The organism is Streptomyces sp. NPDC051172 (assembly GCF_040682555.1).
Taxonomy (GTDB): Bacteria; Actinomycetota; Actinomycetes; order Streptomycetales; family Streptomycetaceae; genus Streptomyces.
Genome location: NZ_JBFBBE010000070.1, coordinates 1 through 15,562 on the forward strand (window position 1 = coordinate 1; position 15,562 = coordinate 15,562).

14 protein-coding genes are annotated in these 15,562 nt (G+C 68.4%); 8 read left to right on the forward strand and 6 right to left on the reverse strand.

The window, feature by feature from the left end; translation table 11 throughout:
• Nucleotides 1–361: 361 nt before the first annotated feature.
• Nucleotides 362–1,360 carry a sigma-70 family RNA polymerase sigma factor gene (locus AB0N07_RS32850; RefSeq protein ID WP_365841330.1) on the reverse strand — a complete coding sequence of 333 codons (999 nt, stop codon included), beginning with the start codon at nucleotides 1,358–1,360 and terminating at the stop codon, nucleotides 362–364.
• Between the two features lie 198 nt (nucleotides 1,361–1,558).
• Here AB0N07_RS32850 and AB0N07_RS32855 point away from each other — a divergent pair, with 198 nt between their 5' ends.
• A complete protein-coding gene (locus AB0N07_RS32855) occupies nucleotides 1,559–2,074 on the forward strand; it encodes an N-acetyltransferase family protein (RefSeq protein WP_365841332.1) in 516 nt (171 codons plus the stop codon).
• Nucleotides 2,075–2,095: 21 nt separating this feature from the next.
• On the opposite strand, the gene AB0N07_RS32860 is transcribed toward AB0N07_RS32855, so the two are convergent.
• Nucleotides 2,096–2,887 carry a class III extradiol ring-cleavage dioxygenase gene (locus tag AB0N07_RS32860; RefSeq protein WP_365841334.1) on the reverse strand — a complete coding sequence of 264 codons (792 nt, stop codon included), beginning with the start codon at nucleotides 2,885–2,887 and terminating at the stop codon, nucleotides 2,096–2,098.
• Between the two features lie 96 nt (nucleotides 2,888–2,983).
• Between AB0N07_RS32860 and AB0N07_RS32865 the strand changes: the two genes are divergently transcribed.
• Nucleotides 2,984–3,523 (forward strand): MarR family transcriptional regulator, encoded by a 540-nt coding sequence (locus AB0N07_RS32865; protein WP_365841336.1) that lies wholly within the window; start codon nucleotides 2,984–2,986, stop codon nucleotides 3,521–3,523.
• Between the two features lie 107 nt (nucleotides 3,524–3,630).
• On the opposite strand, the gene AB0N07_RS32870 is transcribed toward AB0N07_RS32865, so the two are convergent.
• Both AB0N07_RS32870 and AB0N07_RS32875 read right to left on the reverse strand, forming a co-directional pair.
• The gene (locus AB0N07_RS32870) at nucleotides 3,631–5,172 is read right to left on the reverse strand and encodes an MFS transporter (RefSeq protein ID WP_365841338.1); all 1,542 of its coding nucleotides are present in this window, start codon (nucleotides 5,170–5,172) and stop codon (nucleotides 3,631–3,633) included.
• A 112-nt stretch (nucleotides 5,173–5,284) separates the two neighbouring features.
• Nucleotides 5,285–5,947, reverse strand: coding sequence for a TetR/AcrR family transcriptional regulator (locus AB0N07_RS32875; protein ID WP_365841340.1), 663 nt, complete (start codon nucleotides 5,945–5,947; stop codon nucleotides 5,285–5,287).
• A 257-nt stretch (nucleotides 5,948–6,204) separates the two neighbouring features.
• Here AB0N07_RS32875 and AB0N07_RS32880 point away from each other — a divergent pair, with 257 nt between their 5' ends.
• The 3 genes from AB0N07_RS32880 to AB0N07_RS32890 all read left to right on the forward strand — a co-directional run bounded on the left by AB0N07_RS32880 (nucleotide 6,205) and on the right by AB0N07_RS32890 (nucleotide 10,277).
• Nucleotides 6,205–7,491 (forward strand): M6 family metalloprotease domain-containing protein, encoded by a 1,287-nt coding sequence (locus tag AB0N07_RS32880; RefSeq protein WP_365841342.1) that lies wholly within the window; start codon nucleotides 6,205–6,207, stop codon nucleotides 7,489–7,491.
• Nucleotides 7,492–7,560: 69 nt separating this feature from the next.
• Nucleotides 7,561–9,276 carry an IclR family transcriptional regulator C-terminal domain-containing protein gene (locus AB0N07_RS32885; RefSeq protein WP_365841344.1) on the forward strand — a complete coding sequence of 572 codons (1,716 nt, stop codon included), beginning with the start codon at nucleotides 7,561–7,563 and terminating at the stop codon, nucleotides 9,274–9,276.
• A gap of 425 nt (nucleotides 9,277–9,701) precedes the next feature.
• On the forward strand, nucleotides 9,702–10,277 hold the full coding sequence (locus tag AB0N07_RS32890) for a hypothetical protein (protein WP_365841346.1): 576 nt from the start codon (nucleotides 9,702–9,704) through the stop codon (nucleotides 10,275–10,277).
• 73 nt (nucleotides 10,278–10,350) lie between these two features.
• Here the strand turns inward: AB0N07_RS32890 and AB0N07_RS32895 are convergent, their stop codons facing one another.
• Complete coding sequence (locus AB0N07_RS32895; RefSeq protein ID WP_365841348.1) at nucleotides 10,351–11,898, reverse strand: tyrosine-type recombinase/integrase; 1,548 nt, start codon at nucleotides 11,896–11,898, stop codon at nucleotides 10,351–10,353.
• A gap of 210 nt (nucleotides 11,899–12,108) precedes the next feature.
• Between AB0N07_RS32895 and AB0N07_RS32900 the strand changes: the two genes are divergently transcribed.
• A complete protein-coding gene (locus AB0N07_RS32900; protein WP_365841350.1) occupies nucleotides 12,109–12,351 on the forward strand; it encodes a DNA-binding protein in 243 nt (80 codons plus the stop codon).
• 310 nt (nucleotides 12,352–12,661) lie between these two features.
• The gene (locus AB0N07_RS32905; protein WP_365841352.1) at nucleotides 12,662–13,573 is read left to right on the forward strand and encodes a recombinase family protein; all 912 of its coding nucleotides are present in this window, start codon (nucleotides 12,662–12,664) and stop codon (nucleotides 13,571–13,573) included.
• 78 nt (nucleotides 13,574–13,651) lie between these two features.
• Here AB0N07_RS32905 and AB0N07_RS32910 read toward each other — a convergent pair whose 3' ends face one another.
• Nucleotides 13,652–14,473 carry a helix-turn-helix domain-containing protein gene (locus AB0N07_RS32910; RefSeq protein ID WP_365841354.1) on the reverse strand — a complete coding sequence of 274 codons (822 nt, stop codon included), beginning with the start codon at nucleotides 14,471–14,473 and terminating at the stop codon, nucleotides 13,652–13,654.
• A 345-nt stretch (nucleotides 14,474–14,818) separates the two neighbouring features.
• Between AB0N07_RS32910 and fabG the strand changes: the two genes are divergently transcribed.
• Nucleotides 14,819–15,550, forward strand: coding sequence for a 3-oxoacyl-ACP reductase FabG (fabG, locus tag AB0N07_RS32915; RefSeq protein WP_365841357.1), 732 nt, complete (start codon nucleotides 14,819–14,821; stop codon nucleotides 15,548–15,550).
• The last annotated feature ends 12 nt before the right edge of the window (nucleotides 15,551–15,562 follow it).

A 15,562-nucleotide genomic window follows, 5' to 3' on the forward strand; every position in this document is an offset into this window, starting at 1 on the left:
GTTCAGGTCTGGGGCGGCCCGCCGTCATGTGTGTCCCGGCGAGATCCCGGCGCGCCCCCGAAAAGGAGCCGGGCCCCGGCGCCCGGGGGGAGGGGCGCCGAAGCCCGGCTCAGGAAAGTCCCGCCGCCGGGGGGGATGTGCGTCGGGACTTGGTCCGGTGGTTGCAGTGGTCCGGTCGGTCAGGGTGCGGGACGATGCCGCCGAACTCCTGTGCCCTGAAGTCTTGTTCCCTGGTTCCGACGGTTGAAGCGGCGTCGGACGGCCATGTTTGCGCGGTCTTTCGCCACCCGGCGCGCGCGGCCACCGGCGCGTACACCACCCGGCTCTCACCGCATGCCGTACACGCCCCCGTGACCGCTCGTCAGGCCGCCGCCTCGAAGCCCGTGTCGCGAGCCAGCTTCTTCAGCTCCAGCAGGGCGTGCTTCTCGATCTGCCGGATCCGCTCACGGGTCAGACCGTGCTCCTTGCCGACCTCCGTCAGCGTGCGCTCACGGCCGTCGTCGATGCCGTAGCGCATCTTGATGATGGACGCCGTGCGCGGGTCGAGGCGGCCGATGAGGTGGTCGAGCTCCTCGCTGCGGAGCAGCGTGAGGACGGACTGTTCGGGGGAGACCGCGGAGGTGTCCTCGAGCAGGTCGCCGAACTGGGTCTCGCCCTCGTCGTCCACCGCCATGTTCAGCGAGACCGGGTCGCGGGCCCAGTCCAGGACGTCGATCACACGGTCCGGGTTCGAGCCGAGCTCGGCGGCGATCTCCGCGGGCTCCGGTTCGCGGCCGTGCTCGCGGTTGAACTCCCGCTGCACACGGCGGATCCGGCCCAGCTCCTCCACCAGGTGGACGGGCAGGCGGATGGTGCGCGACTGGTCCGCTATCGAGCGGGTGATCGCCTGACGGATCCACCAGGTCGCGTACGTCGAGAACTTGAAGCCCTTGCGGTAGTCGAACTTCTCGACCGCGCGCACCAGACCCGCGTTGCCCTCCTGGATCAGGTCGAGCAGAGGCAGACCGCTACGGGGGTAACGGCGCGCCACGGCCACGACCAGGCGGAGGTTGGAGCGGATGAAGACGTCCTTGGCGCGCTCGGCGTCGGCCACGAGGGCCTCGAGCTCCTCGCGGGTGGCCTCGGCCTTGGACTCCTCGTACCCTTCGAGAACCTGTCGCGCGAACACACCCGCCTCGATGATCTGGGACAGCTCGACCTCCTTGGCGGCGTCGAGCAGCGGTGTGCGCGCGATCTCGTCGAGGTACATGCCGACCAGGTCACGGTCGGCGATCTCGCCGGCGTGGGCGCGAACACTGCTTGCCGCGTCGGCCGTCTCGCCGGTGGCGGACTTACGACGGGCGACGGCACGGGTTGCCATGCGTGCTCCCTTGCGATGGTGGGCTGGCGGGTGGTCTCTCAGACGCCGGGCACTCGCCTTCGAGTGCCGCTGAGCACTTTGGTCGGGTGCCCTGCATCTGATGGAAACAACGACTGGAATCCGGACAGAATTCCCAACCCGCCCCCCAATTTTTCTGATCATGCAGTACCCTGTCCGGCCACAGAGGGAGGCCTGAGGGTGTCAGAACGTACAGAGGTGCAGGTCAGGCCAGGAGCCGAGGAGGACCTCAACGCTCTCACCGACATCTACAACCACTACGTACGTGAGACGCCCATCACATTCGATACCGCCGTCTTCACTCCGGAAGAGCGTCTTCCTTGGCTGCTCTCCCACCCTGTAGACGGGCCGCACCGGCTGATGGTTGCCACGGATGCGGACACACAGGAAATTCTGGGCTACGCCACATCCAGCCCTTATCGCAGCAAGCCGGCCTACGAGACGTCGGTCGAGGTCACCGTGTACGTGGCCCCGCACGCGGGCCGCCGCGGCATCGGCACACTGCTGTACAAGGCGCTCTTCGAGGCCCTGGCGGACGAGGACCTGCACCGCGCCTACGCGGGCATCGCACAGCCCAACGAAGCGTCCACGCGGCTGCATGAACGCTTCGGGTTCCGTCACGTCGGCACCTACCGGGAGGTGGGCCGGAAGTTCGGCAGGTACTGGGACGTCGCCTGGTACGAGAAGGAGCTGTAGGCCCGCAGAGGCCTCGAACCCTCAGCCGAACTGCACCGACCGCTTCGCCATGCCCATCCAGAAGCCGTCGATCACGGACTTCTGCGCGTCCAGCTCGCCGGTGACGTCCGCCGCGCCCATGGTCACGAACAGCGGGGCGAAGTGTTCGGTGCGCGGGTGGGCGTAGCGACCGGCCGGGGCCTTGTGGAGGAAGTCCAGCAGGCCGTCCCAGTCCCGGGCCTCCAGCGCCCTGCGGCCCCAGTCGTCGAACTCCGAGGACCAGCTCGGCACTCCCCCGCCCGTGTGCCGCAGCGCGGCCAGGTTGTGGGTGAAGAAGCCTGAGCCGACGATCAGCACGCCCTCGTCGCGCAGCGGCGCGAGCTTGCGGCCGATCTCCATCAGCTTGACCGGGTCGAGGGTCGGCATCGAGATCTGCAGCACCGGGATGTCGGCGGCGGGGAACATCTCGACGAGCGGGACGTAGGCACCGTGGTCGAGGCCGCGGTCCGGGATGTCCTGCACGGGTACACCCGGGGCGCGGAGCAACTTCCGCACGGACTCGGCGAGTTCGGGGGCGCCCGGGGCCGCGTACTTCACCTGGTAGTAGTGCTCGGGGAAACCCCAGAAGTCGTAGACGAGCGGGATCGTCTCCACCGCGCCCAGCGCGAGCGGGGCCTCCTCCCAGTGGGCGGAGACCATGAGGATCGCCTTGGGGCGCGGCAGGTCGGCGGACCAGGCGGCGAGTTCGCCGGGCCAGACCGGGTCGTCCGCGAGCGGCGGCGCGCCGTGGCTGAGATAGAGGGCGGGCATGCGCTCCTGAGTGGCGGCGGACATGGCGGCGACTCCAATGCTTGAACTCTCAAACTCTCTGCTTCAGAGCATACGCCGCATTTGTTTAAGTTTCAAGGAGAGCTCTCGTACGATGGATACATGAATACGGCACCCACATCCGCCGAGGAAGTACCCGCGGCAGCGAAACCCGCCGGGCAGATCCGCTGGCTCACCGACGACGAGCAGCGCATCTGGCGCTCCTACCTGCACGCCACCATGCTTCTCGAGGACCATCTCGACCGCCAGCTGCAGCGGGACGCGGGCATGCCGCACATCTACTACGGGCTGCTGGTCGGCCTCGCCGAGGCCCCGCAGCGGCGGCTGCGGATGACCGAGCTGGCGATGAAGTCGAAGATCACCCGGTCCCGCCTCTCGCACGCGATCGCGCGCCTGGAGAAGAACGGCTGGGTGCGGCGCGAGGACTGCCCCTCCGACAAGCGGGGGCAGTTCGCGGTACTGACGGACGCGGGCGCCGAGGTGCTGGGGCGGACCGCGCCGGGCCATGTGACGGCCGTACGGCAGGCGGTGTTCGAGCGGCTCACCCCGCAGCAGCAGGAGGCCCTCGGCGAGATCATGGAGATCGTCGCCGAGGGCCTCCAGCCCACCGATGCGGGCGCGGACCTGCCCTGGCTCCGCTGAGCCGCTCACTCAGCGAAACCAGGGCAGATCCCGGGGCCGTACGCGAGAGGCGTCCCCTTCCTCTCGCGTACGGGTGGTTCCGAAGGGGTACCGCCGGACGGTCGCCGTCAGTGGGCGACCACCGGGACGGCCAGCTCGTCCTCGACGCCCTCCGCCGAGCCCGACACGGTGGTCGAGCCGGGGCCGCCGGCGTTGACGAGGGTCACGACGATCGCGGAGGCCAACACCAGCATGCCCACGGCGAACCAGATCGCGTTGGTGTAGCCGTGCACCGCGCCCTGCATCTGGACCAGCTGCGCCTGCGACTTGGAGGTCGCGGTCGCGATGTGGTCCTTGATGTACGCCGTCGTCGCGGAGGCGGCGATCGTGTTCAGCAGGGCCGTACCGATCGCGCCGCCCACCTGCTGCGAGGTGTTGACCATCGCGGAGGCCACACCGGCGTCCCGGGGCTCGACGCCCAGGGTGGCCAGGGACATCGCGGGCATGAACGCCGTACCCATGCCGAGGCCGAGCAGCAGCATCGCCGGCAGGACCAGCGAGGCGTACGACGAGCCGATCTCCAGCTGGGTCAGGAAGAACATGCCGCCGGCCGCGACCAGGAAGCCGGGGCCCATCAGCACCCGGGCCGGGACCCGGGTCATCAGCCGGGCGCCGATCTGGGTGGAGCCGACCATCATGCCCGCGATCATCGGCAGGAAGGCGAAACCGGTCTTGATCGGCGAGAAGCCCTTGATGACCTGCAGGTAGTAGGTCAGGAAGAGGAAGGTGCCGAACATCGCGATGATCGCGATACCGAGCGAGAGGTAGATGCCGCCGCGGTTGCGGTCGGTGACCACGCGCAGGGGCAGCAGCGGGGCCTTGACCTTGGCCTCGGTGACGACGAACGCGATCAGCAGGACGGCCGACGCGACGAACAGGGAGACGGTGGTGGTGTCGCCCCAGCCGTCGGCCTCGGCGCGGGTGAAGCCGTAGACGAGCGAGACCAGGCCGAGGGTGGAGAGCAGCACGCCCGGGATGTCGAGCGGGTTGCGGTTGCGGCCGCCCTCCGGCTCACGGATGACGAAGTACGCACCCAGCGCGGCCACGATGGCGAACGGGATGTTCACGAAGAACGTCCAGCGCCAGTCCATGTACTCGGTGAGCACGCCGCCGAGGATGAAGCCGACGGCGCCACCACCACCGGCGATCGCACCGTAGATGCCGAACGCCTTGGCGCGCTCCTTGGCGTCGGTGAACATCACGGCGAGCAGGGAGAGCGCGGCGGGCGCGAGCAGCGCGCCGAAGACGCCCTGCAGGGCACGGGCGCCGAACATCATGGCGCCGGTGGTGGCGGCTCCGCCCAGCGCGGAGGCGGCGGCGAAGCCGACGAGGCCGACGACGAAGGCGCGCTTGCGGCCCCACAGGTCGGCGATCCGGCCGCCGAACAGGAGCAGACCGCCGAAGGCGAGGGCGTAGGCCGTGACGACCCACTGCCGGTTGCCGTCCGAGATGCCCAGGTCGGTCTGGGCGGACGGCAGGGCGATGTTCACGATGGTCGCGTCGAGCACGACCATCAGCTGGGCGAGCGCTATGAAGACGAGCGCTTTCCAGCGATTGGCGTCGCCGGTGTTCTCGACGGCGCCTGGAGCCTTTGAGGCTGTTGCAGACATGGGGGTACCCACTTCGGGACTTCGTGACGGAAAAAGGTGTCGTAACGGGGACGGCTCGTCTACCGGGACGGCCGGTGAGTTTCGAGAGTGTCGACTCGCTTGGAGTCCTGAACTAATCGGTGCAGGGCCGGCGCAGATCCTCAACGGTCACGGCTGCACCCGGCAGGACGGAGTGGGCCGGGGCCCGCAGTCCGTCCAGGAACAGCTGCAGATGGCGGTGTACGAAGCGGTCGCTGACGACGCAGTCGGTGCCGGCCGGGGGCCGGCTGAGCTGCGCCACAACGATCATCAGGTCGCCGACGCCCACGTCCGGGCGGAGCTGTCCGGCCCGCTTGGCGCGGTCCATCAGCTCCTCGACGAACTCCTCGACCCGCTTGCGGGCCGCCTCCAGGTCGGGGTGGTTCTGGTCGAAGGTGGTCTGGATCATCGGGCACAGTGCGCTGATCCGCTCGTCGGCGGTGGTGTGCACAAAGCGCTCCAGTGCCTCGAAGGCGTCCCCGGTCTCGGCGAGCGCGAGCTCGGCCGCCTCCGACGTCCGGTTCATGACGGAGCAGACGACCTCGCGGACGAGTGCGTCGCGGTCGGGGAAGTTGCGGTACACCGTGGCGTTGCCCACGCCGGCCCGGCGGGCGATCTCGTCGAGCGGCACCTCGGGGCCGAACTCGGTGAACATCTCCCGGGCGGCGGCGACGATCCGCTCCCGGTTGCGCAGGGCGTCGGCGCGCGGCCGCGTCACCTTGCGCTGCGCGGGCTCCGCGGTCGTCGTGGCGGTCACGGCGTGCTCCTCGTTGGTGGTGCTGATGCGATCCGGGGAAGCACTCCCCGTTTCGCTCGGACACCTGACTAAACGGGGAGACGCTCCCCGGTTATTTCAGGTTGACGAAGAGATTTGATGTGACCTGAGTCACAGCACCCTCTCGGCGAAACCCCACGTTCGGGCTCCTCCAGCGCGCGCCCGCGCAGCCCCCGAATCAGGGTGATCGAAAGGGCGCAGTCCGATGCCGCCGGCTGCCATGGACGAAGGACGCGTGCATGCAGCTCTGCCGTGGGATACGTCCACGCCGCGCGGCCGCCCTCGCGTCCGTGACAGCCCTGACCTTCGCGGTCAGCACCTCGGCCGGCACCGGACACCTGACGGCGCCCTCCACGACCGCCGGTGCGGGCCCGATCGCGTCGGCCCGCAACGCCGTACTCAGCCCCTGCCTGATCAAAGGCGGTCACGCCATCCAGCTGTCGGAGGGCGTCCCGACCGGCGCCGGCTACTCCCGCTCCACGGGCACCGTCCACGCCCTGACCCTGATGATCGACTTCTCCGACGCACCCGGCCCCGGCAACGCCCTCGACCGCTTCCACGAGTTCTTCCCGAAGACCCGCCAGTGGTTCCGCACCTCCTCCTACGGCCGCCTGGACTACCGCCCGGAGACCCCCATCCCGCACTGGCTGCGCATGCCGAAGCCGTTCAAGGCGTACGGCATAGAACGCGGCGCCCCCTTCGACTCCGGCTACCGCGAGCTCGTCCAGGACATCGTGAGCGCCGCCGACCCCGAGGTGAACTTCCAGGACTACGACTTCCTGAACGTGCTGGTGACGCCGAACGCCGGCCCGTCCGCCCTGGACACGGTCCTGTCGGTGACCTTCGCCGGCAACTCGGAGGCACCGGTCGCCGACGGCGTCCTCGTCGCCAACGCCTCCTTCGTCTACTCCCGCCAGGACGACGGCTCCGGCTCCTACGCCAGGACCGGCTACCGGGTGCTGCCGCACGAGAACGGCCACGTCTTCGGCCTGCCCGACCTCTACACCCAGGCGGGCGGCGGCGCGGTCGGCCACTGGGACATCATGAGCGAGGACTGGGGGGCCAACAACGACCTGCTCGGCTGGCACAAGTGGAAGCTCGGCTGGCTGGACCCGTCCCAGGTCAGCTGCGCCTCACGGCACGGCACCACCGAGCACACCCTGACCCCGCTGGAGCGCGCGGGCGGCCCGAAGCTGGTCTTCGTCCCGCTCAGCAGCCGCACCGGGTACGCCGTGGAGGTACGCGTCCGCGCGGGCAACGACGAGGCCGTGTGCCGCCCGGGCGTACTGATCTACAAGGTCGACGCGGCCGTCGACACCGGCATGGGACCGGTGAAGGTCTACGACTCCCGGCGCGACAGCGGCGGCTGCACCCGCAGCCCCAACGTCCATGCGGAACTGTCGGACGCCCCCTTCACCCCCGGCGAGGTCTTCAAGGACCCGAAGCGCGGGATCCGGATCACGGTGGCGGGGACGGCGGGCTCCGGAAGCTCGCGCAGCTACCAGGTGCTGGTGACCCGGCGGTGAGCGAGCCGCAATGCACCGGGGTTCTCCGCATTACGGTAGGCATGCCCCGACCGCCGTACCGGAGACCCGATGCCCGCGAAGCCCACGATGGACGCCGACACCGCTTCTCCCGACGTGCGGGCCGCGTCGTCCGCCGTACCGGCCGACGGCTCCCCTGACGTACCGGCCGAGGCGGTCGCGCCGCTCATCCGCGGGGTCGCCGTGCTGAGGCGGCTGACCGAGGCCGGCGGGACGCTGAGCCCGAGCGCCCTGGAACGGGCCACGGGCCTCGCCCGCTCCACGGTCGACCGGATCACCGCCACCCTCTCCCGCATGGGATACGTCCGCCTCGACGGCCGGGACGTGATCCTGACCCCCCGCCTGATGGAACTGGGCAACGCCTACCTCTCCGCCCTGCGGCTGCCCGCCCTGCTGGACACACGCGCCGACGCCCTCGCCGACGAACTGGACGAATCCGTCTCCCTGGCGGTCGCCGACCGCGACGGCATCCGCTTCATCCACCAGGCCACCCGCCGCCGCGCGATGTCCCTGAGCTTCCGCATCGGCGACCTGCTGCCGGCCGAACGCACCGCGCCGGGCGCCCTGTTCGCGACGGAGTGGACGCAGAACGACTGGCGGGCCTGGCGGCAGCGCAGGGCAGCGGACCGGGAGGGGACGCTCTTCCCGGCCGTACCACCACCCCAACGCCCGTCCTCGGACGATGACTTCGAACGACGGGTGGCCGAATCAGCCGCGAACGGCTGGGCCTTGGACGACCAGCTGATCGAACCGGGCCTGGTCGCGGTGTCCGTCCCCGTACGGGACCCGCGCACCGGCCGTATCGCCTGCGCGGCGAACGTCGTGAGCCACACCAGTCGGCACACCGCCGCGGACCTGCGCGACACCCTGCTCGCCCGGCTGCGGGCGGCGGTACGGGTGATGGAGGACGACCTGCGCGAGGTACCGCCGCCCCAGCCGTCCGCCGCGCCCTCCGGCCTCGCGACCTGGACCGGCGCGTCGAAGCAGGAACTGGGCCGGGAGTTCGTGGAGTCCCTGGCCCGCGGCCTGACGGTCCTGACGGCCTTCGGCGAGGGCCGCGCCGCCCTGACCCTGACGGAGGTGGCAAAGGCAACGGGCCTGGCCCGCGCGACGGCCCGCCGAGCACTGATCACCTACGAACACCTCGGTCTGGTCGGCACACAGGACCGCACCTTCACCCTGACCCCCCGCGTCCTGTCCCTCGGCTTCCCGCCCCTCTCCCGCACGTCCCTGCCCGAGATCGCGGCCCCGCACATGGCCGAACTCGCCGGGAGGGTCCACGAGTCGACGTCGCTGGCCGTACTGTCGGGCCACGACATCCAGTACACGGCCCGCGTCGCCACGAGCCGCATCATGAGCGTGAACATCACGGTGGGCACCCGGCTGCCGGCCTACGCGACATCAATGGGCCGCGTACTGCTGTCGGACCTCCCCCCGTCCGACCGCCCCCTCCCCTCCCCTCTCCTCCCCCTCACTCCGCACACCCTGACCGACCCGGAGGCCCTCACCCGCCTCCTCACCGAGATCCGGTCCCAGGGCCACGCCCTGGTCGACGAGGAACTCGAGGAGGGCCTCCGCTCGATCGCTGTCCCGGTCCGCGACCGCACGGGCCGAGCGGTCGCCGCCCTGAACGTGGCCATGCACGTCGCCCGCCACACGCCCGAGGAGTGCGAACGCGACATCCTGCCCCACCTCCGCGCCACGGCGACCCGCATCGAGCAGGACCTCCACGCGGCAGGCCGCTTCACCCGAGTACCGCCGACCTGACCCCACACCCCGCCCGAACAGATCCGGTACGCTGACGCCTGTGGCCTTCACGGCCACGGCCTCGCCTTCGTAGCTCAGGGGATAGAGCACCGCTCTCCTAAAGCGTGAGACTGACCTTTGATCCACTTCTGTCGCAGGTCTCTCACCAGCACAAACGCACGCAACAGCCCTCTGGGAATGGTCTTCCAGGGGGCTGTTCCGTTGCGGTGGGGACAGGGTGGGGACACTGCGCCAGGCGGGCCGTTGGACGGGGCTAGCGGGTCAAGAGCCGAGTTGGCCGAGCGGCTGACCTCGCTTGGATGCCTGGCCGCGCCGGATGTCTGAACGAAGGGCAGGACGCGCGGCCAGTCTGCGGATTTACCGCTCATCGGCGGACAGGCCAGGGCATCGTGGGGTTGGGCAAGCACTCACAGAGCGGAGATGCCATGTCGTGGAAGACCGAGGCGTTCGGGGCGTCTCACGAGGGCTGGGTGGGCGCGGTCTTGCCTGACGGCAGTGAGCCGGAGCCAGCGACGCTCGATGCCGGTAGCGGCGCCGACTTCCATAGGACGCAGGAGTGGTGGGCGTACAGCGGCATCCTGAACCGTCCTCGGGCGACTACGGCGCGGGGTGCGTGCTCGTGTGGCTGGCGCGGTGAGGGTCAGTACGCGATCGAGTGGGACGAAGTCGACGCCTTCACAGAGGAGTTTCCGCTGACGGAGCCGTACGAGGAGTGGCTGCAGCACATTCGAGGCGTTGAGGCACAGACGATTCCGTTGCCGTCGGAGCTGGAGGAGCTGTTGGGGCGTGTGGAGGAGCAGTTGTACGCGCTTACCGATGATGCGCCGTTGGCTGCGTTGAAGGCGGTCGCAGCACTGGAGCGCACCGCCAAGGGCGTCAGCCGTCGTGCAGCCCAATACGCCGAGGCTGACGAACTGTCCTGGGAGTCGATCAGCAGGGCTCTTGGCTTGTCGGAGGAGGACGCCCGGTCTCGTCTGTTGCGGTACAGCCTGACGCGCTGATTGGTCCGCCTGCTGACCACTCCTTCCGTGAGCGCGGACAAGGCCCCGAAGGGAACTTCGGGGCCTTGCTGGGTCAGGCTGCTGCCTCGTTGGTGGTTTCGCCGTGCACGAGGGTGAGTTGAGGCGTTCTCTGAGGCACGTTCGCAGGTGTCGATTCCGTCTCTTTGTCGCCGTCGGGGTCGGTGGGCTTCTCTGGCGAGTTCTGCCGTGGCACGAGGCTGACGGGTGCGTTGGCGGCTTCCTGCTCGAACTGCGGCATGAGGGAGGTGTAGGTGTCGGCGGTGAGCGAGTAGGAGGCGTGCCCGAGAAGAGCTTGGATGGCCTTCATGGACAGGCCAGCCGCGAGGCTGAGGGATGCCGCGCAGTGGCGCAGGTCGTGCAGGCGGATGGGCGGCAGGCCGAGGCGCTTGATGAAGCGTTCGAAGGCCTGGGAGACGTTGTCGGGGTGCCAGGGGCTGCCATCGGCCTGGGTGAAGACGCAGCCGCTGTTCACATAGGGGCCGTACGTGTCGGGTTCGGCGCGGTGTTTGGCTTCCCATTGTTTGCGCTGGGCTTTTTGGACGTCGCGCCAAGCAGTGAGGAGGGCGAAGGTGGCGTGGTCGAAGGTGACCGAGCGTCGGCTTGCGCGGCTCTTGGGGGTGTCTTCCCAGACCTCGTAGGCAGAGTTGGTGACGAGGGTTTCGACGATGTTGGCGGTGCCCTTGGTCATATCGACTTCGGTCCAGGGCAGGCCTGTTGCCTCGCCGCGGCGGGGTGCGCGGAAGACCATGAGGTGCCACATCACGTAGAGAGGGTGTGCGACGGCGGCGTCGAGGAACTCGCCTGTCTGCTGCGGGGTCCACACCATGACGGGGCCGGGCTTTTCGCCTGTCTCACGCCAGCGGGCTACGCGCTCGTCGGTCCATACGAGCGGGTCGGGTTTGTCGTACTTGGGGATCGTGACGAGCTTGGCCCAGTTTGCGGTGATGAGCTTTTCGGCGACCGCGTCATCCAACGCCTTGGAGAGGGTGTTGAGAACCTTCAGCTGCCGGCCGGGGCCGGTGTCCTGGCGGGGTTTCGTGCGTGCTTCCTTGAGAGCCTCGCGGGCCTGGTGCCAGGCCTGGCGCAGCTCAGGCGGCCTGGGCTGCGGGGCGGTCTTCCATGCCTTGTAGGCCATGTCGCAGATCGTCTTGGCCTGCTGGGCGGCGATGCGATTGGCACTCTTGACCTCGTTGAGGTCCCATATCTCTTGGAAGACTTCTTGGATGTGGCGGTCGCGGAGTTCGAGCATCCGTACGTGGCCGAGGGCGGGGATGAAGACGCCGGTGAGGATGGCCTCGTAGTCGTCACGGGTGCTGCGCTTGAGATCGACCCGCTTCTTGAGCCAGCGGTGCAGGTACTCGCTGACGGTCTCCTTGGATTCGACGTCGACGCCGTCTTGGGCTGCGTCCCAGATCTTCTGCGCTGCCTTCTCGGCGTCCTTCTGCTTGAGGAAACCGCCCTTGCGGGGACGTCGACGTTCGCCGCGGGGGCCGTCGGGGAGCTTGACGTAGTAGTACCAGGAGCCGTGGTCGCGCTTTTTGAGCTGGGGGCAGGAGGAGCCGACCTGGCGGAGCTTGGGCTGGCCGTTGCTGTCAGGCACGGGCTGTCCGGATGCGTCGAGTACGGGTTCCTTGCAGGCGCATCGCTTGTAGGTACTGCCGTTGAACACGCGGTTCCCCCTGATTGTGCCGGGTTATTCCTTACGTGCCCTGATCATGCTGTAGCGAAGGATGCGCTTCCTTGGGCGCCGTATGCTTCCTGCCAGGTGGCGCGGGGAAGAGGGATGTGACCACCTTTGTCCTCATCTGTGATGACCGTGCAGCGTACTCGTTCCGAGGGGCGTCGCGGCGGGATGTCGGTCGAAGAAGTGAGGTCCCTGCCGGCTGCGGTAAGTGTGGTGACGGCGGCTCGCGCGTTGGGGATCGGTTCGGACAAGGCGTACGAGTTGATCAGGGACGGCTCGTTCCCGGCGCAGACGATTCCGCTGGGTCAGACGCAGAAAGTGTCGACGGCTAGCTTGTGGAAGGCACTGGGGATCACCCTGGATGTGTAGCCACCTATGCGGCCCGGACGTTGCGTCGTTTGGGCACGTCCGGGCCCTCTTCTACCTCGCTCCGGCGTGGATGTAACTGATGAAGATGCAGATTGCCCCGTACGGGTTGCCATGAGCCGCGTCACACCTGCCAGCAGGTGACGCCCACCTGGCCTGCAAATATCGCGTTAAGGCTGGCCGGTTCACGGGATCTTACGCAGGCATAGCCCTCCACCCAGATATACATTGGCCTATGTCAGGTCTAAGGGACTCCTAACGCGTCGCCGACGCAAGGGGTCGCAGGTGCGAATCATTGATCGGAGTCAGCTGCGTGGGACGGTTGTCGGGCTACATGCGCGCAGGGGTGGTGCATCCGAAGGAGGCGCCGTTGCTGCGGGAGGCCGTCACGCTGCTGTTCGGTGGCGATTCGGAAGCCAAGGCGACGCGGTGGCTGACAAGCAAGGGCATGCTGACCCCGCGTGGCAACGAGTTCCGACGCGAAGTTCTGCACCGGCTGTTGGTCAATCCGCGGCTTGCGGGCCTGGATGAGAACGGCGAGCCGATCGAGGGCTGGGACGAGCGGGTTCTGGAGCCGGACGTCTACATGCGTCTGCAGGATCTGTTCGTGGAGCGCAGCGAGAAGCGCGGCACGCCGCGTGACGCCCACGAGTACCTGGTCACCGGCGGGTGCGCGGTGTGCGACGAGTGCACGCAGGGCATGATCGGCAGCCGCGCCCACGCCGAGGCCCCGCCGTCGTATAAGTGCGACGGCTGCGGGAGAACACGCATCAACGCCGAGAAGCTCGAAGACTTCGTGGCCGAGCACGTGCTGGCTGAACTGCTGAAGCCGGGGGCGCGTGAGCGGCTTGAGCAGTTGGAGCGTGACATCGAGGCGGAGATCGCCCGCTTGAAGGAGCACATTGGTGGGGCCAACGAGCGGTTCGCCGGCATCGGCGACCTGTACGGGCGCGGGCTGATGGTGAAGGCCGCGTTCGTCGCCGCGCAGCAGGCCAGCAAGGAAGACCTGCGGACGTCCAAGGTGCGGTTGAAGTACCTGGAGCAGATGACCGACCTGCCGATCGGTGACGTGCACGACCTGGTGGCCTGGTGGCGTGCGGCCCCGTTCGCGTCGAAGCGGGGCCTGGTACTGCTGGAGATCGAGCATGTTCGGGTCGGCCGCGCCGAAGGCAGCCAGGCCCCGGAGAAGCGGGTCCTGCTCGACTGGCGCCAGCCCGTCAGCTGAACCAATATCGCGAACTCGTTAGCGACCGGGGCGGAGCCAGCCGCACCCCGGTCGGCGATCGCGAACGCCCCCCAGTCACTACATGCCCGGGATGGAGGGCATGGCCTGCTGAGCGAGGTCGCCGGGTGCAACGATCATGAGCCGGGTGTTGTCGCCCAGCCTCTCCAGGGCCACGAACTCAACCTCGGTCTCCTCGTGCTGGTGCGGCAGATAGACGCGGCGGCGGTCGCCGTCGGGATGGGTGACGGTGGTGACGTCGTCGTCGAGGATTCGGCGGGCGACCGGATCGGCCTGCCTGATGTGGTCGCAGACCTGGCTGAGGCGTGCGTCGTCCGGGTTCGCTTTGTGCGCGAGGCGCAGTTGTGAGGCCATGGGCTTGGCCCAGGCCTCCTCCCAGTCGATGAGCTGCAGGCGCGCCTCGGGGAAGGTGAGCGCCCAGATCATGACGTTGATGCCGTGCATCATCCACGGGTAGTCGCGGGCCGCGGCCTCGTTGAAGACGCGTACGTCCCAGCTGGGGGTGTAGGTGTACGCGGGATATATCTGGCTGTGGACGATAGCCGCGCCGACGGGGTCGATGGAGCTGGCGTCCGAGTGCGGGAGCGGTGGCGGTTCGCAGCCGTTGGCCTCCAGCCACAGGTGGGCGCGTTGCGCGCTGTCCAGGCCGAGGACGCGCACGATCCTCTCCAGGAACTCGTCGCCGACGTGATCGAGGACGCCGCGCTCCAGCTTTCCGTACCAGCCCTCGGTCACGCCTGTGAGTTCGGCCAGGTCACGTTGGGTGAGGCCTGTGCGGCGGCGCGCGCCGTAGCGGGCGGTGAATCCGGGTACGGCGTGCGGGTCGCGTGATTCGCGCCAGGACTTGAGCATGCGGGTGATCGGAGGCAGGTTCCGCGACATGAAGGTGAAGAGCTCCCCTGAAGTAAAGAACAGGAAAAGTATTAGGGAACCCTAACGCAGCTTATACGTGTGTCCGACTTGAGGGTCCTGTCGTACAAGACGGGCATGTCCAGTGTCATTCCAGACATTCCGACACCTCGGGTGGGCGATAACCCGCACTCGCAGTGCCGGTTGTGCGGGTACCGGCACGCCTAGAACCGGCCTAACGGACTGGAATCCGGGCAATGTGTGGCACCGCCGCCGGGGTCACCTTCCTCGACGGCCTTCTCGCCTCCGATCTCTGCCCCACCGGGCGACGAGCCGTGGGCGGACATTGCATCGACGACGATCCCAGAGGTGTCAGGCATGAGCGTCTTCATCACCGGCGGTAACCGAGGCATCGGCTACGCCATAGCTACCGAGCTTGCCGAGGCCGGCCACAATGTGACCGTCACCTACCGCTCCGGCGAGCCCCCCGCCCATTCCTACCTGCCAGGCCAGGAGCACACCGGGGGTCGCTTCCTTGCCGTGCGATGTGACGTGACCGACCCTGAGCAGGTCGACCTGGCGTTCAAGCAGTCCGAGGCCGAGCACGGCCCGGTCACCTCCCTCGTCTCCAATGCGGGGATCACCCGTGACGGGCTGCTCGCCCGCATGAGCGAGGACGACTTCACCGCCGTCCTCGATGCGAACCTGACCGCCGCCTACCGAGTCGCCAAGCGCGCACTGCCGAGCATGCTGCGCGCCAAGGGCGGCCGGATGGTCTTCATTTCGTCGGCGACCGCGATGCACGGGGAGGCCGGACAGACCAACTACGCCGCCTCCAAAGCCGGGCTGATCGGACTGGCCCGGTCCATCGCCCGCGAGTACGGCTCGCGCAGCATCACCGCGAACGTCGTCGCGCCGGGGCTGACCGCCACGGACATGGCCGCCGCTCTGCCGGAGGACCGCATCAAGGCACTGCTTGGGCAGATCCCGCTCAGCCGTCTCGGGCAGCCCGAGGAGATCGCGCGCACCGTGCGGTTCCTCATCGATGAGGGCTCCTACATCACCGGTGCGGTGATCCCGGTCGACGGTGGCGCGGGAATGGGGCACTAACAGGTGACCGTA

Bases quoted from the DNA above. Each gene is read 5' to 3' on its own strand.
- AB0N07_RS32850 (WP_365841330.1), bottom strand. From the start codon at position 1,360: ATGGCAACCCGTGCCGTCGCCCGTCGTAAGTCCGCCACCGGCGAGACG.
- AB0N07_RS32860 (WP_365841334.1), bottom strand. From the start codon at position 2,887: ATGTCCGCCGCCACTCAGGAGCGCATGCCCGCCCTCTATCTCAGCCAC.
- AB0N07_RS32865 (WP_365841336.1), top strand. From the start codon at position 2,984: ATGAATACGGCACCCACATCCGCCGAGGAAGTACCCGCGGCAGCGAAA.
- AB0N07_RS32870 (WP_365841338.1), bottom strand. From the start codon at position 5,172: ATGTCTGCAACAGCCTCAAAGGCTCCAGGCGCCGTCGAGAACACCGGC.
- AB0N07_RS32880 (WP_365841342.1), top strand. From the start codon at position 6,205: ATGCAGCTCTGCCGTGGGATACGTCCACGCCGCGCGGCCGCCCTCGCG.
- AB0N07_RS32885 (WP_365841344.1), top strand. From the start codon at position 7,561: ATGCCCGCGAAGCCCACGATGGACGCCGACACCGCTTCTCCCGACGTG.
- AB0N07_RS32890 (WP_365841346.1), top strand. From the start codon at position 9,702: ATGTCGTGGAAGACCGAGGCGTTCGGGGCGTCTCACGAGGGCTGGGTG.
- AB0N07_RS32900 (WP_365841350.1), top strand. From the start codon at position 12,109: ATGACCGTGCAGCGTACTCGTTCCGAGGGGCGTCGCGGCGGGATGTCG.
- AB0N07_RS32910 (WP_365841354.1), bottom strand. From the start codon at position 14,473: ATGTCGCGGAACCTGCCTCCGATCACCCGCATGCTCAAGTCCTGGCGC.
- fabG (WP_365841357.1), top strand. From the start codon at position 14,819: ATGAGCGTCTTCATCACCGGCGGTAACCGAGGCATCGGCTACGCCATA.